This is a genomic window from Streptomyces sp. NBC_01506, from assembly GCF_045040295.1.
GTDB lineage: Bacteria > Actinomycetota > Actinomycetes > Streptomycetales > Streptomycetaceae > Streptomyces.
Genome location: NZ_CP109422.1, coordinates 3,640,230 through 3,659,856 on the forward strand (window position 1 = coordinate 3,640,230; position 19,627 = coordinate 3,659,856).

Below are 19,627 nucleotides of genomic sequence, written 5' to 3' on the forward strand. Positions count from 1 at the left end.
GTACCTATCCACCATAGAGGTAAGTGAATACTCACCCACCAGGGAAGGCGACGGCGATGAAGCTCACCGTTTTCGGTGCGACCGGCGGAATAGGCCAGGAGATCGTCCGGCAGGGGCTGGCGGCGGGACACCAGGTCACGGCCGTGGTGCGCGATCCGGCGCGCTTCACCGTCACCGGCGACGGGCTGGAGGTGTTCACGGCGGCGGCGTTCGACGACCCCCAGAAGCTGCGGCCCGCCGTGGCCGGCCGGGACGCCGTGCTGTCGGGCATCGGGCCGAGCAGCCGCAAGCTCGCGGGCATCGCGGAACCGGTGACGCGTTCGATCCTGCGGGCGATGGACGCGGAGGGGGTGCGCCGCGTGGTCGTGGTGAGCGCGGCGCCGCTCGGTCCCGTGCCGCGCGACGAACCCTTGGTCGGGAAGCTCGCCCTGGGCGTGGTGAAGGTCGTGCTCAGGCCCGTCTACGACGATCTGGGCCGTATGGAGCAGGAGTTGGCGCGCAGCGGGGCGGACTGGACGGCGGCCCGGCCGCCCCAGCTCGTGGACAAGCCCCTGACCGGCGTCTACCGCACGGTGATCGACGGGAACCCGCGCGCGGGAAGAAAGATCGGCCGGGCGGACGTGGCCCACGCGATGCTCGCGATGGTGGACGACCCGGCGGTGGTGAGGCACGGGGTGGGGGTCGCGTACTGACGGCGGGGCCGGGGGCCGCCTCGTACAGAGTCGTGGGGCCGGAGGCCCCCTCCTGAAGAGGCACGGGCGGGGCCTTCTCCTTCTACAGAGGGGCGGGCACCTCAGAGGCTGACGCCCACCGTCACCGGCTCGTTCACCAGGGTGATCCCGAATGCCTCGCGCACCCCGGCGACGACCTCCCGGGCGAGCGCGAGCAGGTCCTCGGTGGTGGCGTCGCCCCGGTTGGTCAGGGCCAGCGTGTGCTTCGTGGAGATGCGGGCCGGGCCGGCGCCGTACCCCTTGGTGAAGCCCGCGCGGTCGATCAGCCACGCCGCCGAGGTCTTCGTGCGGCCCTCCCCCGCCGGGAACGCGGGCGGTGTGACGTCCGCGCCCAGCCGCCGCGCCGCGCGGGCGAGGAACGCCGCGTACTGGGCGTCGTCCAGGATCGGGTTGGTGAAGAAGGAGCCGGCCGACCAGGTGTCGTGGTCCGCCGGGTCGAGCACCATGCCCTTGCCCGCGCGCAGTTCGAGGACGGTCCGGCGAGCGGTGGCCACCGGGACCCGGTCGCCGGGTTCGACACCGAGGGCGCGGGCCGTCTCGGCGTACTTGAGCGGCGCCGAGAGCCCGCCCGCGTCCTCCAGCGCGAACCGCACGCGCAGGACCACATAGCGCTCGGGGTGCTCCTTGAAGCGGCTGTGTCGGTAGGAGAAGGCGCAGTCGGCGTTGGTGAGGGTCAGCGTCTCGCCGGTGGTCCGGTCGTAGGCGACGACCTCCGTGATGGTGCTGGACACCTCCTGGCCGTACGCGCCCACGTTCTGGATCGGTGTGGCCCCGGCCGAGCCGGGGATGCCGGCCAGGCACTCGACGCCCGCGAGTCCCGCCTCGACGGTACGGGCGACGGCATCGCTCCATGTCTCGCCGGCGGCCAGTTCCAGGGCCGTACCCGCGAGGTCGAAGCCACGGGTCGCGATCCGCAGGGCGGTGCCGTCGAAGCCCTTGTCGCCGATGACCAGATTGCTGCCGCCGCCGATGATCAGCAGCGGTGTGCCCGCGTCGTCCGCCTCGCGCACGGCCGCGACGACGTCGGCGTCGGTGGTCGCGGTGATCAGCCGGGTGGCGGGGCCGCCGAGACGGAAGGTGGTCAGGGGGGCGAGGGTGGCGTCGTGAAGTTCCTGCACGGCACCAGACTACGGTCCGGTCCGGGGACGATTCGTCTGCGGACCGGACCGGACAGGGCCGCGTGGGACTGAGGGCGGTCGGCCGCTCAGGCCAGTTGGACGACGGCGCGGGACATCCCCAGCACCTTCTTGCCCTCGCTCGTCGCCGTCAGATCCACCCGAACGCGGTTGCCGTCGAGCTTGTCGCCGATCTTGGCGCTCACCTCGATGACCGCGCCCGTGTCGTCGTTGGGCACCACGACGGGCCTGGTGAAGCGGACGCCGTACTCGACGACGGCCCCCGGGTCGCCCACCCAGTCGGTCACCACGCGGACCGCCTCGGCCATGGTGAACATGCCGTGCGCGATGACGTCGGGCAGCCCGACCTCCAGCGCGAATCTCTCGTTCCAGTGGATGGGGTTGAAGTCCCCGGACGCGCCCGCGTACCGCACCAGGGTGTCCCGGGTCACCGGGAAGACGCGGGCCGGCAGCTCCGCGCCGACCTCGACGTCCTCGTAGGCGATCTGCGTGGCCATCGACGTCACTCCCCCTCGGCGGCGCGCGCCACCAGCTTGGTCCACGCGGTCACGACATGCGCGCCCGACTCGTCACGCACCTCGCCACGGACGTCGAGGATGTCGTTCCCCGCCATGGACTTGATGCCCTCGATGGTCGAGGTGACGGTCAGCCGGTCGCCGGCGCGGACGGGACGGGTGTACGCGAACTTCTGGTCGCCGTGCACGACACGGCTGTAGTCCAGACCGAGCCGGGGATCCGCGATGACCTCCCGCGCCGCCTTGAAGGTGATCGCGAAGACGAAGGTCGGCGGGGCGATCACATCGAGGTGGCCGAGCGCCTTCGCCGCGTCCGGGTCGGCGTACGCCGGATTGCCGTCGCCCACCGCCTCGGCGAACTCGCGGATCTTCTCCCGGCCCACCTCGTACGGCTCGGTGGGCGGATAGGTCCGCCCGACGAAGGACTGGTCGAGCGCCATGGACTCGTTCCCTCCTGATGAGACTGCCCTGATGAACTGGTGCACAACTTTGACGCACAACTATGGATCGGGCCCGGCAAACGACACGAGGCCGCCCCCCGTTAAAGGGGACGGCCTCGGGTACGAGCCTGGTTCAGCGCGTTTCGCGGTGAGCCGTGTGCGAGTTGCAACGAGGGCAGTGCTTCTTCATCTCAAGACGGTCCGGGTTGTTGCGCCGGTTCTTCTTGGTGATGTAGTTCCGCTCCTTGCACTCCACGCAGGCCAGCGTGATCTTCGGGCGGACGTCGGTGGCAGCCACGTGAGTGCTCCTTGGACGGACAGATTGACGGGTTAACGCATAAAAGAGTAGCCGATCGAAGGATCGCCCCCACCATCGGCTACCGTGTGTAGCGGTGACCGGACTTGAACCGGTGACACAGCGATTATGAGCCGCTTGCTCTACCGACTGAGCTACACCGCTGTGATGTCGGATCCCCTCGCCCGAGGGCGAGGAGCGCCGGACACCAGAGCCCCAATACGGAATCGAACCGTAGACCTTCTCCTTACCATGGAGACGCTCTACCGACTGAGCTATTGGGGCGAGCGATGAAGACATTACACGGTCCGTCGCCGATCGCCCAAATCCGTTTCCCGGCCTCTCGTCCCACCTGTCCCTTCCGTCTCGGGGCGGGTGTCGGAAGGGTGTCGGGAGGGGGCTGAAGGGTCGCCGACGAGGGGGCGGGAGACCTCCCGTACACCACACAGAGCCACGCCGGTATGACTATTCCCTTCCTCCTCGAAGGGCGCCCAGGGCGCCTCTAGGCTCGACCCACGCCGCGTGATCTTGCACGCCAGAGCCCTACAGCCCCGCCAGGAGCCCACCCAGGAGCGCGATGCCCGACAGCCAGCCGCAACCGCCGGACGGCGCCACGGCGAACGCCACCACGCTGCTGCTGCGCGGGGCCCGGCTCACGGACGGCCGCGCCGTCGACGTACGGCTGAGCGGCGGCCGTATCGAGGCCGTCGGCACCGCGGGCAGCCTCACCGCGCCGGGCTCGTGCCTGGATCTCGACGGCCACCTGCTCCTTCCCGCCCCCGCCGAGCCGCACGCGCACAGCGACACCGCGCTGAGCGCCGTCACACCGGACAGGCCCGTCTCGTACGACCCCGAGGACGTCCAGCGCCGCGCGACCGAGGCGGCGCTGCTCCAGGTCGGGCACGGGGCGACCACTCTGCGTACGCATGTGCGGATCGGTGACGCGCAGGAGCTGGCGCCCTTGGAGGCGGTGCTCCAGGCACGGCGGTCACTGCGCGGGCTCGGCGATCTGACGGTCGTCGCCGTACCGCGCCTGCTGACCGGGGTCGCGGGCGCCGACGGGCTCGCGATGCTGCGGGACGCGGTGAAGATGGGCGCGGGTGTGGTGGGCGGCTGCCCCGACCTCGACCCCGATCCGACCGGATATGTGGAAGCGGTGCTGACCGTCGCCGCCGAGCACGGCTGTCCTGTCGACCTCCATACGGACGGCGCCGATCCGGCCCGTCTCGCGCGTCTCGCGGCGATGGCAGGCGGGCTGCGGCCCAGCGTCTCGATCGGGCCCTGTGCCGGGCTGTCCCGACTGCCGGCCGACGTGTCCGGGCGGGCGGCCGACCAGTTGGCGGCGGCGGGTGTGACGGTCATCTGTCTGCCCCAGGGCGGCTGCGGCGGGGCGGAGCAGCGGGGCGTGGCGCCCGTACGGGTGCTGCGGGCCGCCGGTGTGCGGGTGGCGGCCGGCGGCGGTGCCGTACGGGACGTGGCGAACCCGGTGGGACGCGGGGATCCGCTGGAGGCGGCGTATCTGCTGGCCTCCCAAGGAGGACTGCGGGCGGCGGAGGCGTACGACACGGTGAGCACGGCCGCGCGTGAGGCCATGCGGCTGCCGGAGGTACGGGTGGAGGCGGGCTTCCCGGCCGAGTTGCTGGCGGTGCGCGGGGAGACGCTGGAGGGGGTGCTGTCGCTGGCGTACAGCAGGATCGTCATCCACCGGGGGCGGGTGGTGGCCCGGACGAACGCGGTGCGGGAGTACTGCGACTCGGCGGTGGCCGTCGCGCTCGATCTGCCGCGACAGGGGCGGCCGTAAACCGGCGGCACCGGCGGCAATCACTCCTCCTACGGAGGTGGTGCGTGGGCGCTGACGCCCTGTCGGACGTACGGTCGTGAGCATGCGAATTGTCATTGCCGGAGGACACGGTCAGATCGCGCTGCGGCTGGAGCGGTTGCTCGCCGCGCGCGACCACGAGGTCGCGGGCATCATCCGCAAACCCGAACAGGCACAGGATCTACGGAAGGCGGGAGCCGAAGCCGTCGTCCTCGACCTGGAGTCGGCCTCTTTGGAAGAGGCCGCCGCGGCCCTGGAGGGCGCCGACGTGGCGGTCTTCGCGGCCGGGGCGGGACCGGGCAGCAGTACGGAGCGCAAGGACACCGTGGACCGGGGCGCGGCGGTCCTCTTCGCCGACGCGGCGGAACGGGCGGGCGTACGCCGCTATGTGATCGTCTCGTCCATGGGCGCCGACGCGGACCACGAGGGCGACGACGTCTTCGACCACTACCTGCGGGCCAAGGGAGCGGCGGACGTGTACGTCCTGTCCAAGCCGGGGCTCGACGCGACGGTCCTGCGCCCTGGGATGCTCACGAACGACGCGGGCACGGGCCTGGTGAACCTCGCGCCGTCCACGGGCCGTGGACCGGTGCCACGGGACGATGTGGCCGCCACACTGGCGGAGTTGGTGGAGACACCGGCGACGGTGGGCCTGACGCTGGAACTGATCAGCGGCACGGTGCCGGTGGCGGAAGCCGTGCGGAACGCCCCGTCGTCCGTCTGACGGATACGAAGACGGCCCCCGGTCGGCGTCTCCGCTGACCAGGGGCCATCTTCTTCGTGTGGCGGCGCCAGGATTCGAACCTGGGAAGGCTAAGCCGGCGGATTTACAGTCCGCTCCCATTGGCCACTCGGGCACACCGCCATGGGATGTCGTCGCGGGGACGGGCGCTGTGTGCGCTGCTCCGTGGCAACGACGTAAACGATACCCGATGCCCAGGGGTGCTCCGCCACCGGATTGATCAGGCCGGGAGGGGGTGGAGATGACTAGGCTTTGGCGGAGCGGGCCGGGAGCCCGGCCGTGCTTTTCGGCATCAGTACTTTCGGCATCAGTCGCGGCGCGAGCCGCGACACCCTTTCCAGTACCCGATACAAGGAGCCACAGGACATGGCCGACTCCAGTTTCGACATCGTCTCGAAGGTCGAGCGGCAGGAGGTCGACAACGCCCTCAACCAGACCGCGAAGGAGGTCTCCCAGCGGTACGACTTCAAGAACGTCGGAGCCTCGATCGCCTGGTCCGGCGAGAAGATCCTTATGCAGGCCAACACCGAGGAGCGGGTCAGCGCGATCCTCGACGTCTTCCAGTCCAAGCTGATCAAGCGGGGCATCTCACTGAAGGCGCTGGACGCGGGCGAGCCGCAGCAGTCCGGCAGGGAGTACAAGATCTTCGCCTCCCTCGAGGAGGGCATCTCCCAGGAGAACGCGAAGAAGGTCGCCAAGATCATCCGCGATGAGGGCCCCAAGGGCGTCAAGGCGCTCGTGCAGGGCGACGAACTGCGGGTCAGCTCGAAAAGCCGGGACGATCTCCAGGCCGTACAGGCGCTGTTGAAGGGGCAGGACTTCGACTTCGCGCTGCAGTACGTGAACTACCGCTGACCATCGGCGGCCGACTGGCCGCGCCCGCACGGACGTCGCCGCGCCCCGCTCGCGCGGAGGCGGCCGTGCGCGGCGGAGGTGCGGGAGGGGTGGGGCGATGAGTGGGGCGTTGTTTCCTCGGGAACGCAGCGTCGTCGCCGATGGGGCCGTGCATGTGCCGGGGTGGCTGGATGCCGGACGGCAGCGGGAGTTGGTGGAGGCGTGTCGGGGGTGGGCGCGGGGGCCGGTGCCGATGCGGCACACCACGCTGCCCAACGGGGGCGTGATGTCCGTACGGACCGTCTGTCTCGGGTGGCACTGGCAGCCCTACCGCTACACCCGTACCGCCGGGGACGTGAACGGCGCGCGGGTCGCGCCGTTTCCCGCCCGGCTCGTGGAGTTGGGGCGCGCGGCGGTCGATGAGGCGTACGGGGAAGGGGCCGGGGCGCAGTACACCCCGGACACCGCGCTCATCAACTTCTACGAAGGCGCGGCCAAGATGGGCATGCACCAGGACAAGGACGAGAGGTCCGGGGCGCCCGTGGTGTCGCTGAGCATCGGTGACAGTTGCGTCTTCCGCTTCGGCAACACGCGGACACGGACGCGTCCTTATACGGATGTCGAGTTGGCGTCCGGTGATCTCTTCGTGTTCGGCGGGCCGTCGCGGCTCGCGTTCCACGCGGTCCCCAAGGTGTATCCGGGGACGGCCGATCCGGAGTGCGGGATGCGCACCGGACGGCTGAACATCACGCTGCGCGAGACCGGGCTCGTCGGGGAATGACGCGCGGCGGCGAGGGCAGCCGGGGGTCGGCGGAGGGGCGGCGGGGGTCAGCGGGAGCGGGAGTGGCCGAAGAGGATGCGGTAGCCGATCAGCAGCACCAGTGAGCCGCCGATCGCCGCCGCCCAGGTGGCACCGTCGTAGAAGTCGTCGGTGATCGGGTGGTCCAGCCAGCGGGACGATATCCAGCCGCCGATGAAGGCGCCGGCGATGCCGATGAGGGTCGTGCCGATCAGACCGCCCGGGTCCCGGCCGGGCAGCAGGATCTTGGCGACGGCTCCGGCGAGGAGTCCGAGGACGAGCCAGCCGATGATGGTCATGCCGTGGACCTGCCTTTCGTGCGGTGCTTCCGCGCCGTGGGGTGTGGCGCGTTCTGTGCTGTCCTGTGAGACGCCTGGAGGGCGGGGCGCGGTTGCGGAGTACGTCGTGCCGTGGGCGCCTGGCCGACGGGGCTGCTACCCCGCTCCGGGCCGGACATGCGTGTGGGGCGGCCGGCCACAGCGCCGTACCGCCCCTGAAGCCCCGCCCTTGCCCCCTACCGCACCGCCGAGGTCACCAGCCGGCGAACGCCTGGTCCGTACGGACGATCTCGCGGCCGAAGGGCATCAGTGAGACGGGGATCATCTTGAAGTTGGCGATGCCCAGCGGGATGCCGATGATCGTCACGCACAGCGCGATCCCGGTGAAGATATGGCCGAGAGTGAGCCACCACCCCGCCAGGACCAGCCACAGCACGTTGGCGACGAACGACGGCGCGCCCGCGTCGCGCCGCTCCACCGTGGTGTAGCCGAACGGCCACAGTGCGTACACACCGATCCGGAACGCGGCGAACCCGAAGGGAATGCCGATGATCGTGACGCACAGCAGCAGTCCGGCCAACATGTAACCGAGGAACAGCCAGAAACCACTGAAAACGAGCCAGATGATGTTGAGGATTGTCTTCATGGACGGCCACCTGCCATCTGCTCTAGTCGGGCGATCCGCTCCGCCATCGGCGGATGCGTGGAGAACATTCTCGATACACCCTGTCCGGGCCGGAACGGGTTGGCGATCATCAGGTGGCTCGCCGTCTCGATTCGTGGCTCTGGCGGCAACGGGAGCTGTTTCGTACCCGCTTCAAGCTTACGCAAGGCGCTCGCGAGGGCCAACGGATCGCCGGTGAGCTGCGCGCCGGACGCGTCCGCCTCGTACTCCCTGGAACGGCTCACCGCGAGCTGGATCACGGAGGCGGCCAGCGGGCCCAGGATCATGACCAGGAGCATGCCGACGAGGCCGGGGCCCTCGTCGTCGTCCGAGCGGCCGATGGGGATGAGCCAGGCGAAATTCACCAGGAACATGACGACAGAGGCGAGGGCTCCGGCGACCGACGAGATCAGGATGTCGCGGTTGTAGACATGGCTCAGCTCATGGCCGAGGACCCCGCGCAGCTCCTGCTCGTCCAGGATCTGGAGGATGCCCTCCGTACAACAGACGGCCGCGTTACGGGGATTGCGGCCCGTGGCGAACGCGTTGGGGGCCTGCGTCGGTGAGATGTAGAGCCGGGGCATCGGCTGGCGCGCGGTCGTGGACAGCTCACGCACGATGCGGTAGAGCTTCGGCGCCTCGAACTCGCTGACCGGGCGCGCGCGCATGGCGCGCAGCGCCAGCTTGTCGCTGTTCCAGTACGCGTACGCGTTCGTGCCCAGGGCGACGACGACCGCGACGATCAGACCCGTCCGGCCGAAGAGGCTGCCGATGACGATGATGAGTGCGGACAGTCCCCCGAGGAGTGCGGCGGTCCTCAACCCGTTGTGCCGGCGGTGCACGGAACGCCCTCCAAATCGTGCGGCAGGGGAACCCTCTACGTGATGCTGCTCCACCCTCCAGTGGACCCTTACTCACTGGTCAACGCCAGGCGAGGGTCACGGGTTCCCTGGCGCGCCCGCGCGGGGCTGTGCGCCGTACGGGTGGTGGCGGGGGCGGGTGGGGTGGGTTCTCTGCGGGGCGCGTGATTCGGAGCGGGTTCTCAGAAGAGGCTTTCGGCCGCGAAGCGCAGGACCAGTTGGGGCGCTCCCGACAGGGCGACGCCCGCGGCGGCGGTCAGGCCGATCGCGGCGAGCACGGGGGCCGGGGCACGGTGACCGGCCAGGGGGCCGGCGGGCTGAAGGGTCGGCCCGGTGGCCTGGGCGGTGACCGGCGACGGCGTCTCGGTGCCCTCCTCCGCCGTCTCCGGGGCGCGGAAGAGGGCCGCCGTCCACTGGAGGTAGTAGTAGAGCGCGATGACGACGTTGAAGCTCATCACGACGGCCAGCCAGCCGAGTCCCGCGTCGACGGCCGAGGAGAAGACCGTGACCTTGGCGAAGAGGCCGACGATGCCCGGCGGCAGTCCGGCGAGGCAGAGCAGGAAGAAGCCCATGGCGAGGGCGACGAGCGGGCGCTCGGCGGCGAGGCCGCGGTAGTCCGCGAGGCGGTTCAGGGGCTTCGTACGGGCGACCAGGGCGGCGACGGCGAAGGCGCCGAGGTTCACGACGGCGTACATCAGGGCGTACGCGACGGTGGAGCCGATCTGGTCCGTGCCGGCGTACGCCGCCGCCGCGATCGGCACCAGCAGATAGCCGGCCTGGGCGACGGACGACCACGCGAGGAGGCGTACCGCGCTCCACGCGCGCGTGGCCGACTGGCGCAGGGCGGCGACGTTGCCGACGGTCATGGTGAGCGCGGCGAGCACCGCGACGACCGGGCCCCATACGTCGGAATGGCTCGGGAAGGCGATGACCGTCACCAGGATCAGGCCGGAGAATCCGACGGCCTTGCTGACGACGGAGAGATACGCGGCGACGGGCAGCGGTGCGCCGACGTACGTGTCGGGGACCCAGAAGTGGAAGGGCGCGGCGGCGGCCTTGAAGGCGAAGCCGACGAGAGTGAGGGCGACGCCCGCCGAGGCGAGGGTTTCGAGCGTCCCCGGGACGTCGTCGAGCCGGGCGGCGATCTCGGTGAGGTGCAGGGTGCCGGTGGTGGCGTACACGAAGCTGACGCCCAGCAGCATGACCGCGGTGGCCGTCACGGAGGAGAGGAAGAACTTCAGCGCCGCCTCGGACGACAGGCGGTCGCCGCGCTTGAGGCCGACCAGCGCGAAGGCGGGGAGGGTGGCGACTTCGAGGGCGACGACGAGCGTCGCGAGGTCGCGCGCGGCGGGCAGGAGGGCTGCGCCGGCCGCCGAGGAAAGCAGCAGGAACCAGAACTCGCCCGCCGGGAGCTTCTTGCCGGTGACGCCGAGTTCGGTGACGGAGAGCAGGGCGGTGAGCAGGGCGCCGCCGAGCACCAGGAGCTGGATGACGAGGGTGAAGTGGTCGGCGGTGTAGCCGCACACGTCGGCGTCCGACGTCAGGCAGAAGGTGGACCGGTCGCCCGCGCGGATCGGGATCAGGAGCAGGAGCGCGGCGGCGAGGCCGGCGACGGAGAGGGCGCCGAGGAGCGGTTTACGGCGTTCCGGGACGAACAGGTCGGCGATCAGGACGACGAGGGCGACGGCGGCGGTGAGGGCCGGGGGCGCGATCGCGAGCCAGTCGACGGACTGGACGAGGTTCGCGGCGACGGCGTCGGCGCCCTGGGCGGCGGCCACGATCACGACTTGCCTCCTGCGAGAAGCTTCTGCACGGCCGGGTCGGTGAGGCCGAGGAGGACGGCGGGCCAGAGGCCGGCGAGGACGGTGAGGGCGACGAGCGGGGTCCAGGCGGCGAGTTCGTAGCCGTGGACGTCGGCGAGTTCGGGCGCCGGGCCCGCTTCCTCGGCTCCCGCGGCCTGGTGGGTCGCGCCCATGCACACGCGGCGGACGACGATCAGCAGGTACGCGGCGGTGAGCAGCGTGCCGAAGCAGGCGATCGCGGCGAAGGTGACGAAGGCGGGGCGGCTGAGTCCGGGCGCGGGATCGAAGGCGCCGAACATCGCGAGCATCTCGCCCCAGAATCCGGCGAGGCCGGGCAGGCCGAGCGAGGCGACGGCGGCGAAGGCGAGCAGACCGCCGAGGCGGGGGGCGCGGCCGTACAGCGCCGCGCCGGTGGCGCCGGCGAGGGTGTCGAGGTCGGCGGTGCCGTAGCGGTCCTTGAGCGCTCCGACCAGGAAGAAGAGCAGGCCGGTGATGAGGCCGTGGGCGACGTTGGCGAACAGCGCGCCGTTGACGCCGGTGGGGGTCATGGACGCGATGCCGAGGAGCACGAAGCCCATGTGGCCGACGGAGGAGTAGGCGATCAGACGCTTGAGGTCGCCGCCCGCGCCCTGCCGGGCGAGGGCGAGGCAGGCCAGGGAGCCGTAGATGATGCCGACGACGGCGAGCGCGGCGAGGTACGGGGCGAAGGTACGCATCCCGTCCGGCGCGATCGGCAGGACGATACGGACGAACCCGTACGTACCCATCTTGAGCAGGACCCCGGCGAGGAGGACCGATCCGACGGTCGGGGCGGCGGTGTGGGCGTCCGGGAGCCAACTGTGGAACGGCCACATCGGGGTCTTGACCGCGAGCCCGATCCCGATCGCCAGAACGGCCGTGACCTGCACGGATGTACTCAGCCCACGGCCGTTGTCAGTGGCGAGTGCCACCATGTCGAATGTGCCCGCGTGCAGCCCGACGAGCAGCAGGCCGAGCAGCATGACCACGGAGCCGAGCAGCGTGTAGAGGATGAACTTCCAGGCGGCGGCCTGCCGCTGCGCACCGCCCCAGCGGGCGATGAGGAAGTACATGGGGATGAGCACCATCTCGAAGGCCAGGAAGAAAAGCAGCAGATCGAGGACGGCGAAGGTGGCGAGGGTGCCGGATTCGAGGACGAGCAGGAGGGCGACGAACGCCTTCGGGGAAGGGCCCGCCGGGGGCTTGAAGTAGCTGTAGAGCGCGCAGAGGAAGGTCAGCAGCGCGGTCAGGACCAGAAGGGGGAGGGAGATGCCGTCGATGCCGAGATGGATCCGCACGTCGAGTGCGGGGATCCAACTGATGTCCGTCGTGGCCTGGATCCTCGACGGCTGGTCGTGGTCGAAGCCGAGTGCGAGGACGATCGCGGCGAGGAGGATCGCGCCGGTCACGGTCACGCCGTGGCGTAGTACGGCCTGGTCGGGGCCGGTGCCCCGGAGTCCGGGCGGGGCGGGCAGCAGCGCCGTCGCCGCGCCCAGGAGGGGGGCGACGACGATGAACGCGAGAAGGAGCTGCATCACGGACGTGCTGATATCGATCACGGCTCACGCTCCGGCGGCGACGAGGACGGCGGCGATCGCCAGGACGACCGTTCCGGCGAGCAGGGCGCCCAGGTAGGTCTGCACATTGCCGGTCTGCGCGCCGCGTACGGCGGCGCCGAGCCAGCGGGTGCCGGTGCCCGCACCGCGTACGTACGTGTCGACGACCTCGCGGTCGAGGAAGCGGACCAACTGGGCCGCGCCCTGGACCGGGCGTTGGAACAGCACGCGGTAGACGGTGTCCAGATGGAAGCCGGCGGCGGCGTGACGGTGGAGTCTCCCGAGCAGGAGCCGGCCGGGGTCGGCGGGGTCGGGGGCGGAGGCGATATCGCCGTAGACGGCGGTGTGGCTGGCCATGGCCTCGACCTCGGAGAGCGCGGGCTCGGCGTCGGGGTGCGCGGCGAGGGCGCCCATGGGGGTGCGGGCGGCGAGGGCCGTGGTGTGGCTCCAGGCGCCGTAGGTGACCAGTCCGCCGACGAGCGCGACGCCCGTGCCGAGTACGGAGGTGGTGATGGTCGGGGTGAGGCTGTGGGCGTCCACCCAGGGGGCGATGAGGCCGACGGTCACGCCGAAGGCGAGCGAGGGGACGGCGAGCACCCACAGGACGGCGTTCATCGACAGCGGCTGCTTGCCATGGTCGGCGGCTTCGGCGCCCCGGCCCCGGAAGGCGAGGAGCCACAGGCGCGTGGCGTAGGCGGCGGTGAGGAGGGCGGTGAGCAGACCGGCGACCAGTACGGTCCAGCCGGCGATGTCCGGGGCGATGTCGGACTTGCCGAGGGCGGCGTGTTCGGCGGCGACGAGGACGGCTTCCTTGGAGAAGAAGCCGGCGAACGGCGGGATGGCGGCGAGCGCGAGAAGCGCGATCGTCATCGTCCAGTAGGCGTCGGGGACGCGTTTGGCGAGGCCGCCCATCCGGGACATGGTGGCGAGCGAGTTGGTGCCGGCGGCGTGGATGATCACGCCCGCGCCGAGGAAGAGAAGCGCCTTGAAGGCGCCGTGCGAGATGAGGTGGAAGACGGCCGCGCCCCGGTCGCCCACGGCCAGCGCGCCCGACATATAGCCGAGTTGGCCGATGGTCGAGTAGGCGAGGACGCGTTTGATGTCGTCCTGCGCGAGGGCGGCGAGCGCCGAGCCGACCATGGTGATCGCGGCCAGCACGGCGAGCACGACAAGGGCCGCGGCGGAGGCGGCGAAGACGGGGAGGAGACGGGCCACGAAGTAGATACCGGCGGCGACCATCGTCGCCGCGTGGATCAGCGCGGAGACGGGGGTGGGACCGGCCATCGCGTCGGGCAGCCAGGTGTGCAGCGGGAATTGGGCCGACTTGCCCGCGACACCGGCGATCAGCAGCAGGGCGATCAGGGTGGGGTGGTCGAGCCCGTCGTCCGCGACGGACTTCAGGACGCCGGTGATCCGGAACGTGCCGGTGTCGACGGCGAGCGCGAACAGACCGAGCAGGAAGGGGACATCGCCGAGTTTGGTGACGAGGAAGGCCTTCAGGGAGGCGGCGCGCGCCTCGGGCGTCTCCCAGTAGTGGCCCACCAGGAAGTACGAGCAGATGCCCATGATCTCCCAGCCGACCAGCAGCACCATCAGGTCGCCGGAGTAGACGACGAGCAGCATCGCGGAGGTGAAGAGGGAGACGAGAGCGGCGTACGAGGGGTAGCGCGGGTCGTCGCGCAGATAGCTCGTCGAGTAGATCTGCACGCAGGTCGCGACGACACCGACGAGGATCGCGACGAGGGCGGCGAAGCCGTCGATGTACAGGGCGAGGTCGATGGGGACCGAGCCGGTCGGGGTGAGCTGGGTCGCGGCGTCGATCGGCGCGCGGGTGCCGTGCCCGTCGCTCTGGCGTACGGCGACGATCACGGCGAGTACGGCGGCGGCGAACGGCGGCAGTACGGCCAGGGGCCGGACGAATCCCGGGGCCGTACGGCCGAGGAGCAGTCCGGCCACCGCGCCGAGGAACGGCAGGAGCGGGACGAGGACGGCGAGGGTGGTCGTGGTCACGCGGTGGCCTCAGCATTCTTCGCCGCGGCGCCGGCTTCGGCCTGGGCCTGGGCGTGGGCCTGTTGGGCGGACTCGGCCACCGCCTCTCGCGCGGCCTCGTCGGTCGCGTCGCTCTCGACGCTGTCGCGGAGCCGGTCGACGTCCGCGGTGCCCCGGCTGCGGTAGACCATCAGGACGATCGCCAGACCGATGCCGATCTCGGCGGCGGCGATGGCGATCACGAAGAGGGTGAGGGCCTGGCCGGCGTGCAGGGTGTCGCGCAGCCATACGTCGAAGGCGACGAGGTTGAGATTGACGGCGTTGAGCATCAGCTCGACGGACATGAGCACGAGGATCGCGTTGCGGCGGGCGAGTACCCCGTACAGACCGGTGCAGAACAGCAGCGCCGCGAGGACGGCGGGATAGGCGAGATGCATCAGCGCTGCTCCTTGCCACGGGGGCGGGGGCTGCCGGGTGCGTCGCTCTTGCGGGACAGGACGATCGCGCCGATCAGCGCGGCGAGCAGCAGGACGGAGAGCGCTTCGAAGGGCAGAACCCAGTGCCGGAAGAGGAACTGGCCGGAGACCTCGGTGGATCCCTGGGCGGGGCCGTCGAGTTCGATCCAGGTCGTACGGAACGCGTCGACGACCACCCACACCAGCGCGGCGGCAGCGGCGAGGGCCACCGCGAGGGCGACCCACCGGTTCTCCGAATCCGCGTCGGGGGAACGGCCGATGGGCGCCTTCGTCAGCATCAGCCCGAACAGAAGGAGGACGACGACGGAGCCGACATAGATCAGGACCTGCACCCAGGCGATGAACTCGGCCGTCAGCAGCAGGTATTCGACGGCCAGGCCGCCGAGCGCCACGACGAGCCAGAGGGCGGCGTGCACCAACTGCTTGGTCGTGACGGTGATGACTGCCGCGCCGAAGGTGACGAGACCGACGAGGAGGAAGGCGATCTCGACACCGGTCGGGGACAGGAAGCCGGGGTGGGCGGCTGCGAGAGGGGTCACTCGCCGTCCTCCTGCTGCTGCTGCGTGGCGGCTTGCGCTGCGGCTTGCGTCGCGGCGAGCTTGTCGGCCGTCTTGCGGGCGGCGGCGATCTCCTTCGGTTCCTCGGCGGCCGGGTCGAGGGCGGGCGGGGCGGGCACGGTCCACATCCACTCGCGGAGTTTGTCCCGCTCGTGGGTGAGTTCCAGGATGTCCGTCTCCGCGTACTCGAACTCCGGTGACCAGAACAGCGCGTCGAAAGGACAGACCTCGATGCAGATACCGCAGTACATGCAGAGCGAGAAGTCGATGGCGAACCGGTCGAGGACGTTCCGGCTGCGCTCACGGCCGCCGGGGGCGGCGGCGGGCAGCGTCTCCTTGTGGGAGTCGATGTAGATGCACCAGTCGGGGCACTCACGGGCGCAGAGCATGCAGACCGTGCAGTTCTCCTCGAACAGTCCGATCACGCCCCGGCTGCGGGGCGGGAGTTCGGGCTGGGTGTCCGGGTACCGCGCGGTGACGGTCTTCCTGGTCATCGTACGAAGCGTGACGGCCAGCCCCTTGGCCAGGCCGCTGCCGGGGATCGGAGGCACTTACTGGATCACCACCTTGACGATGCCGGTGAGGGCGATCTGGGCGAGGGCGAGCGGGATGAGCACGGTCCAGGCGAGCTTCTGGAGCTGGTCCTCGCGCAGTCGGGGATAGCTGACGCGCAGCCAGATGATGACGAAGGCGAGGAGGAACGTCTTGAGGAGGGTCCAGAGCCATCCGAGGCCGTCGCCGCCGAAGGGGCTGTGCCAGCCGCCGAGGAACAGGACGGTGGTCAGTCCGCACAGGACGACGATGCCCGCGTACTCGGCGAGCAGGAACAGCGCGAACCGCAGACCGGTGTACTCGGTGTACGCGCCGAAGATGATCTCGGAGTCGGCGACCGGCATGTCGAAGGGCGGGCGCTGGAGTTCGGCGAGTCCGGCGACGAAGAAGACGAGTGCGCCGACGATCTGCCAGGGGACCCACCACCACTCGAAGGCGTTGAGGATGCCGGGGAGGGAAACGGTGCCGGCCGCCATCGCGACGGAGGCGGCGGTGAGGAGCATCGGCAGCTCGTACGCGAGCAGTTGGGCGGCGGTGCGCAGACCGCCGAGCAGGGAGAACTTGTTGGCCGACGCCCAGCCCGCCATGAGCGAGCCGAGCACACCGACGCCCATCACGGCGAGTACGAAGAAGATCCCCGCGTCGACGACCTCGCCGACCGCGCCCTCCTGGGGGCCGATCGGGATCACGACCAGTACGAGGAGGTAGGGCAGCAGGGCGACGGCCGGGGCGAGTTGGAAGACCCGCCGGTCGGCGGCGGCCGGGACGATGTCCTCCTTCTGCGCGAACTTCACACCATCGGCGACGAGTTGGGCCCAGCCGTGGAACCCACCGACGTACATGGGCCCGAGGCGGCCCTGCATATGGGCCATGACCTTGTGCTCGGTCTGCCCGACGACGAGGGGAAGGACGAGGAATGCGGCGAAGACGATGACCAGCCGAATGGCGACGTCGAGCACGTCGTTCACGCGTCTCCTCCGGGGCGCTCGGGGTCCGGGCCGGCGTCGTCGGAACCCTGGCGGGTACCGGAGTCGCCGTCCGGCCCGCCGTCCGGGGCGGCCTGCGGCGACGACTTGGGCTCGGGTGTGGGCGTGGGCCTCGGCCGGGCGGCCGGGGGCGGCTCCGACGCCAGCTCGGGCTGGACGCCCGGGGCGTGCGTCGGACCGCCCTCGGGCCCGCCTTCGGCGTCCCGCCCTGCCTCGGGCCTCTCCCCGGCGGCCGGGGCGGCCCCAGATTTGGTCTCCCGCGCGGGCGCGGCGTCCGGGGTGGTCTGCGGTGCCGGCTCAGGCGCGGGCTCTCGCTCGGCCTCCGGCGTACGCGCGGCCTCGGGCTGGACGCCCGGGGCGTGCGTCGGACCGCCCTCGGGCCCGCCTTCGGCGTCCCGCCCTGCCTCGGGCCTCTCCCCGGCGGTAGGAGCAGGCGCAGGCTTGGCCTCCCGCGCGGGCGCGGACGCCCGCCCGGCGGCCGGGGGCGGCTCCGACGCCGGCTGGCCCCCCGGCACGGTTGTGGCCTCACCCTCCGAGGTAGGCCCCGGCGCCGACTTGGGCTCAGGTGTCGGCCCGCCCTCGGCGGACGGTACCGACGTCGGCTCAGGCTTGGCCTCCTGCCCGGCGCCCGGCGGCGACTCCGGCGCGGGCTCGGGCTCACCCGCAGGCGCGGGTGTCGGCTCGCCCTCCGGCGCCGTCGGCGCAGGCGCTGTCTGCCGGTCCGCCGGGGGTGCGTCGAACGCCGGGCGTGGGTCGTGCCAAGGGGCCGGGGCAGCAGTCGGTGCCGGGGCCGTGGGCGCGGGGGGCTGTTGGCTCGTGGAGCCCTCCGAGACGCTGCGGGCGCGGCGGACCGGGCGTTCTCCCGTCGCACGTGGGGTGCGGGGCGTACGGGCCGGGGCCGGGGGGAGTTGGCCCTTGAGGGGGCCCCATTCGTTCGGGTCCGGTACGCCCGGCGGCAGCATCTGGCGTCGTTTGGGGCCGGTGTGACCCGGTGCCGACTCCCCCGGCTCCTTCGCGCCCGGCCACGCCTTCGCGACCCGGGCCGCCAGGACGAAGTCCTTGCGCAGCGGGTGGCCTTCGAAGGTCTCGGGCAGCAGCAGGTGCACCAGGTTGGGGTGGTCCGTGAAGGAGACGCCGAACATTTCGTATGTCTCGCGCTCGTGCCAGCCCGCGCCCGCGTAGACCCCGAGGGCGCTGGGCAGTTCGGCGGCCTCGTGCGGGACGGTCGTACGGACCAACAGACGCCGCACAGCGCGGGGTTCGACCGACGCGACGTGCGCGCTGACGCGGAAGCCGGTGCCGGGTTCGTCGACGGCGCTCAGCCAGTCGAAGTAGGTGCAGCCGAGCCGGTCACGCGCCGTCTCGAGCGCGGTCAGCCAGGCCGTGGCGGGGACGTCGACCGTCAGCAGGTCGTACGCGCGCTCCGCCGTGGCGTCCGCGCCGAAGATCTCGGTGACGGCGTCGGGCAGGCTGTCGTAGGCGTCCGCCGTCATCAGGTGCTCTCCCCCGGCGTCGGCGTCGGCGTCGGCGGCGCCGCGACGAGTCCGCTGCGCAGCGCGGCCGTGCTGGGCCGGCGGCCCTCGGAGCCGTAACGCTCGCCCAGCGACTCGCGGGAGATCTTCTCCTGGAGCTTGAGGATCCCCTGGAGCAGCGCCTCGGGGCGCGGCGGGCAGCCCGGTACGTAGACGTCGACCGGGATGATCTGGTCGACGCCCTTGGTGACCGAGTACGAGTCCCAGTACGGGCCACCGCAGTTGGAGCAGGCGCCGAAGGAGATCACGTACTTGGGCTCGGGCATCTGCTCGAACAGCCGCTTCACCGCGGGCGCCATCTTGTCGGTCACCGTGCCGGACACGACCATCAGGTCCGCCTGGCGCGGGCCCGGCGCGAGGGGGATGACGCCGAGCCGGATGAAGTCGTGCCGGGCCATCGACGCGGCGATGAACTCGATGGCGCAGCAGGCGAGTCCGAAGTTGAAGACCCACAGGCTGTAGCGGCGGCCCCAGTTGAGGACCACCTTCATCGGCTGCGGCGCCAGTCGGGAGAGCACGCCCAGGCGTTGGGGATTCGGCAGCTCGACCGGACCGGCGGCGGGAGCGGGTGCGGGTGCGGGAGCGGGAGCGCCGGCGGCGGGGGTCACGTCCATTCCAGGACGCCCTTCTTCCATGCGTAGAGCAGTCCAACGGCCAGGAAGCCGAGGAAGATGAACATCTCGACGAGCGTCGTCGCGCCGTACCCCGGAGCCGCGAAGACCGTCGCCCACGGGAAGAGGAAGATCGAGTCGACGGCGAAGATGACGTACAGGAAGGCGTAGACGTAGTAGCGGACCTGGGTGTGTGCCCAGCCCTCGCCCACCGGGTCGACACCGCATTCGTAGGTGAGCAGTTTCTCGGGCGTCGGTACCACCGGCCGCAGCAGTCGGCCCGCCCCGAAGGCCACGGCGACGAAGAGCACGCCGACGACCGCGAGCAGCCCGACCACCGAATAGCTCTGGAAGTAGTCCGACGCGAGAACGGTCGGTTCCGGCACGTCCGTCACCCGCCCCTCGCTCCGCCGATTCGGCGTTCCTGGAATCCTG

General features: G+C 71.1%; 22 protein-coding genes and 3 tRNA genes. 5 read left to right on the forward strand and 20 right to left on the reverse strand.

The window, feature by feature from the left end; all coding sequences use genetic code 11:
• The first annotated feature begins 56 nt into the window (after positions 1 to 56).
• Positions 57 to 692 (forward strand): NAD(P)-dependent oxidoreductase, encoded by a 636-nt coding sequence (locus tag OG329_RS15795; protein ID WP_405795761.1) that lies wholly within the window; start codon positions 57 to 59, stop codon positions 690 to 692.
• A gap of 101 nt (positions 693 to 793) precedes the next feature.
• On the opposite strand, the gene OG329_RS15800 is transcribed toward OG329_RS15795, so the two are convergent.
• The 6 genes from OG329_RS15800 to OG329_RS15825 all read right to left on the reverse strand — a co-directional run bounded on the left by OG329_RS15800 (position 794) and on the right by OG329_RS15825 (position 3,402).
• Complete coding sequence (locus OG329_RS15800; protein WP_405795762.1) at positions 794 to 1,849, reverse strand: UDP-N-acetylmuramate dehydrogenase; 1,056 nt, start codon at positions 1,847 to 1,849, stop codon at positions 794 to 796.
• A gap of 86 nt (positions 1,850 to 1,935) precedes the next feature.
• Positions 1,936 to 2,364 carry a MaoC family dehydratase gene (locus tag OG329_RS15805; protein WP_405795763.1) on the reverse strand — a complete coding sequence of 143 codons (429 nt, stop codon included), beginning with the start codon at positions 2,362 to 2,364 and terminating at the stop codon, positions 1,936 to 1,938.
• Between the two features lie 5 nt (positions 2,365 to 2,369).
• A complete protein-coding gene (locus tag OG329_RS15810; RefSeq protein WP_405795766.1) occupies positions 2,370 to 2,822 on the reverse strand; it encodes a MaoC family dehydratase N-terminal domain-containing protein in 453 nt (150 codons plus the stop codon).
• A 133-nt stretch (positions 2,823 to 2,955) separates the two neighbouring features.
• On the reverse strand, positions 2,956 to 3,120 hold the full coding sequence (gene rpmG, locus OG329_RS15815) for a 50S ribosomal protein L33 (protein WP_003956487.1): 165 nt from the start codon (positions 3,118 to 3,120) through the stop codon (positions 2,956 to 2,958).
• A gap of 89 nt (positions 3,121 to 3,209) precedes the next feature.
• A tRNA-Met gene (locus OG329_RS15820) sits at positions 3,210 to 3,282 on the reverse strand.
• A gap of 47 nt (positions 3,283 to 3,329) precedes the next feature.
• A tRNA-Thr gene (locus tag OG329_RS15825) sits at positions 3,330 to 3,402 on the reverse strand.
• Positions 3,403 to 3,694: 292 nt separating this feature from the next.
• On the opposite strand from OG329_RS15825, the gene OG329_RS15830 reads away from it, so the two are divergent.
• Positions 3,695 to 4,918 (forward strand): amidohydrolase family protein, encoded by a 1,224-nt coding sequence (locus OG329_RS15830; RefSeq protein WP_405795768.1) that lies wholly within the window; start codon positions 3,695 to 3,697, stop codon positions 4,916 to 4,918.
• An 82-nt stretch (positions 4,919 to 5,000) separates the two neighbouring features.
• Positions 5,001 to 5,660 carry an SDR family oxidoreductase gene (locus tag OG329_RS15835; protein WP_405795770.1) on the forward strand — a complete coding sequence of 220 codons (660 nt, stop codon included), beginning with the start codon at positions 5,001 to 5,003 and terminating at the stop codon, positions 5,658 to 5,660.
• A 59-nt stretch (positions 5,661 to 5,719) separates the two neighbouring features.
• Here the strand turns inward: OG329_RS15835 and OG329_RS15840 are convergent.
• Positions 5,720 to 5,801, reverse strand: a tRNA-Tyr gene (locus OG329_RS15840).
• Positions 5,802 to 6,044: 243 nt separating this feature from the next.
• On the opposite strand from OG329_RS15840, the gene OG329_RS15845 reads away from it, so the two are divergent.
• Positions 6,045 to 6,533, forward strand: coding sequence for a YajQ family cyclic di-GMP-binding protein (locus OG329_RS15845; protein ID WP_405795772.1), 489 nt, complete (start codon positions 6,045 to 6,047; stop codon positions 6,531 to 6,533).
• A 97-nt stretch (positions 6,534 to 6,630) separates the two neighbouring features.
• Positions 6,631 to 7,293 carry an alpha-ketoglutarate-dependent dioxygenase AlkB family protein gene (locus tag OG329_RS15850; protein ID WP_405795773.1) on the forward strand — a complete coding sequence of 221 codons (663 nt, stop codon included), beginning with the start codon at positions 6,631 to 6,633 and terminating at the stop codon, positions 7,291 to 7,293.
• Positions 7,294 to 7,340: 47 nt separating this feature from the next.
• On the opposite strand, the gene OG329_RS15855 is transcribed toward OG329_RS15850, so the two are convergent.
• From OG329_RS15855 to OG329_RS15915, 13 genes are all read right to left on the reverse strand, one after another.
• Complete coding sequence (locus OG329_RS15855; RefSeq protein WP_405795775.1) at positions 7,341 to 7,610, reverse strand: GlsB/YeaQ/YmgE family stress response membrane protein; 270 nt, start codon at positions 7,608 to 7,610, stop codon at positions 7,341 to 7,343.
• A gap of 232 nt (positions 7,611 to 7,842) precedes the next feature.
• A complete protein-coding gene (locus tag OG329_RS15860) occupies positions 7,843 to 8,235 on the reverse strand; it encodes a YccF domain-containing protein (protein ID WP_405795777.1) in 393 nt (130 codons plus the stop codon).
• On the reverse strand, positions 8,232 to 9,095 hold the full coding sequence (gene htpX / locus OG329_RS15865) for a zinc metalloprotease HtpX (protein WP_405795778.1): 864 nt from the start codon (positions 9,093 to 9,095) through the stop codon (positions 8,232 to 8,234). The genes OG329_RS15860 and htpX overlap by 4 nt, the downstream gene beginning before the upstream one ends.
• Positions 9,096 to 9,295: 200 nt before the next feature.
• A complete protein-coding gene (locus OG329_RS15870) occupies positions 9,296 to 10,897 on the reverse strand; it encodes an NADH-quinone oxidoreductase subunit N (protein WP_405795779.1) in 1,602 nt (533 codons plus the stop codon).
• Positions 10,894 to 12,468, reverse strand: a complete 1,575-nt coding sequence (locus OG329_RS15875) for a NuoM family protein (RefSeq protein ID WP_405801857.1) — start codon at positions 12,466 to 12,468, stop codon at positions 10,894 to 10,896. The genes OG329_RS15870 and OG329_RS15875 overlap by 4 nt, the downstream gene beginning before the upstream one ends.
• A gap of 27 nt (positions 12,469 to 12,495) precedes the next feature.
• The gene (locus tag OG329_RS15880) at positions 12,496 to 14,499 is read right to left on the reverse strand and encodes an NADH-quinone oxidoreductase subunit L (RefSeq protein WP_405795781.1); all 2,004 of its coding nucleotides are present in this window, start codon (positions 14,497 to 14,499) and stop codon (positions 12,496 to 12,498) included.
• A complete protein-coding gene (gene nuoK / locus OG329_RS15885) occupies positions 14,496 to 14,915 on the reverse strand; it encodes an NADH-quinone oxidoreductase subunit NuoK (RefSeq protein ID WP_405795783.1) in 420 nt (139 codons plus the stop codon). The genes OG329_RS15880 and nuoK overlap by 4 nt, the downstream gene beginning before the upstream one ends.
• Positions 14,915 to 15,493 carry an NADH-quinone oxidoreductase subunit J gene (locus OG329_RS15890; RefSeq protein ID WP_405795784.1) on the reverse strand — a complete coding sequence of 193 codons (579 nt, stop codon included), beginning with the start codon at positions 15,491 to 15,493 and terminating at the stop codon, positions 14,915 to 14,917. Before OG329_RS15890 ends, nuoK begins: the two co-directional genes overlap by 1 nt.
• Complete coding sequence (locus OG329_RS15895) at positions 15,490 to 16,062, reverse strand: NuoI/complex I 23 kDa subunit family protein (RefSeq protein ID WP_405795786.1); 573 nt, start codon at positions 16,060 to 16,062, stop codon at positions 15,490 to 15,492. Before OG329_RS15895 ends, OG329_RS15890 begins: the two co-directional genes overlap by 4 nt.
• Positions 16,063 to 17,031, reverse strand: a complete 969-nt coding sequence (locus OG329_RS15900; RefSeq protein ID WP_405795788.1) for an NADH-quinone oxidoreductase subunit H — start codon at positions 17,029 to 17,031, stop codon at positions 16,063 to 16,065.
• The gene (locus OG329_RS15905) at positions 17,028 to 18,542 is read right to left on the reverse strand and encodes an NADH-quinone oxidoreductase subunit C (RefSeq protein WP_405795789.1); all 1,515 of its coding nucleotides are present in this window, start codon (positions 18,540 to 18,542) and stop codon (positions 17,028 to 17,030) included. The genes OG329_RS15900 and OG329_RS15905 overlap by 4 nt, the downstream gene beginning before the upstream one ends.
• Positions 18,542 to 19,195: an NADH-quinone oxidoreductase subunit B gene (locus OG329_RS15910; protein ID WP_405795791.1), complete on the reverse strand. Its 654-nt coding sequence runs from the start codon at positions 19,193 to 19,195 to the stop codon at positions 18,542 to 18,544. The genes OG329_RS15905 and OG329_RS15910 overlap by 1 nt, the downstream gene beginning before the upstream one ends.
• On the reverse strand, positions 19,186 to 19,587 hold the full coding sequence (locus OG329_RS15915) for an NADH-quinone oxidoreductase subunit A (RefSeq protein ID WP_383836942.1): 402 nt from the start codon (positions 19,585 to 19,587) through the stop codon (positions 19,186 to 19,188). The genes OG329_RS15910 and OG329_RS15915 overlap by 10 nt, the downstream gene beginning before the upstream one ends.
• Positions 19,588 to 19,627: the final 40 nt, after the last annotated feature.

What these genes read in the sequence shown, in the direction of transcription:
- OG329_RS15795 (WP_405795761.1), top strand. Translation starts at nt 57, where the DNA reads ATGAAGCTCACCGTTTTCGGTGCGACCGGCGGAATAGGCCAGGAGATC.
- OG329_RS15805 (WP_405795763.1), bottom strand. Translation starts at nt 2,364, where the DNA reads ATGGCCACGCAGATCGCCTACGAGGACGTCGAGGTCGGCGCGGAGCTG.
- OG329_RS15810 (WP_405795766.1), bottom strand. Translation starts at nt 2,822, where the DNA reads ATGGCGCTCGACCAGTCCTTCGTCGGGCGGACCTATCCGCCCACCGAG.
- OG329_RS15830 (WP_405795768.1), top strand. Translation starts at nt 3,695, where the DNA reads ATGCCCGACAGCCAGCCGCAACCGCCGGACGGCGCCACGGCGAACGCC.
- OG329_RS15835 (WP_405795770.1), top strand. Translation starts at nt 5,001, where the DNA reads ATGCGAATTGTCATTGCCGGAGGACACGGTCAGATCGCGCTGCGGCTG.
- OG329_RS15845 (WP_405795772.1), top strand. Translation starts at nt 6,045, where the DNA reads ATGGCCGACTCCAGTTTCGACATCGTCTCGAAGGTCGAGCGGCAGGAG.
- OG329_RS15850 (WP_405795773.1), top strand. Translation starts at nt 6,631, where the DNA reads ATGAGTGGGGCGTTGTTTCCTCGGGAACGCAGCGTCGTCGCCGATGGG.
- OG329_RS15855 (WP_405795775.1), bottom strand. Translation starts at nt 7,610, where the DNA reads ATGACCATCATCGGCTGGCTCGTCCTCGGACTCCTCGCCGGAGCCGTC.
- OG329_RS15860 (WP_405795777.1), bottom strand. Translation starts at nt 8,235, where the DNA reads ATGAAGACAATCCTCAACATCATCTGGCTCGTTTTCAGTGGTTTCTGG.
- OG329_RS15875 (WP_405801857.1), bottom strand. Translation starts at nt 12,468, where the DNA reads ATGCAGCTCCTTCTCGCGTTCATCGTCGTCGCCCCCCTCCTGGGCGCG.
- nuoK (WP_405795783.1), bottom strand. Translation starts at nt 14,915, where the DNA reads ATGCATCTCGCCTATCCCGCCGTCCTCGCGGCGCTGCTGTTCTGCACC.
- OG329_RS15905 (WP_405795789.1), bottom strand. Translation starts at nt 18,542, where the DNA reads ATGACGGCGGACGCCTACGACAGCCTGCCCGACGCCGTCACCGAGATC.
- OG329_RS15910 (WP_405795791.1), bottom strand. Translation starts at nt 19,195, where the DNA reads ATGGACGTGACCCCCGCCGCCGGCGCTCCCGCTCCCGCACCCGCACCC.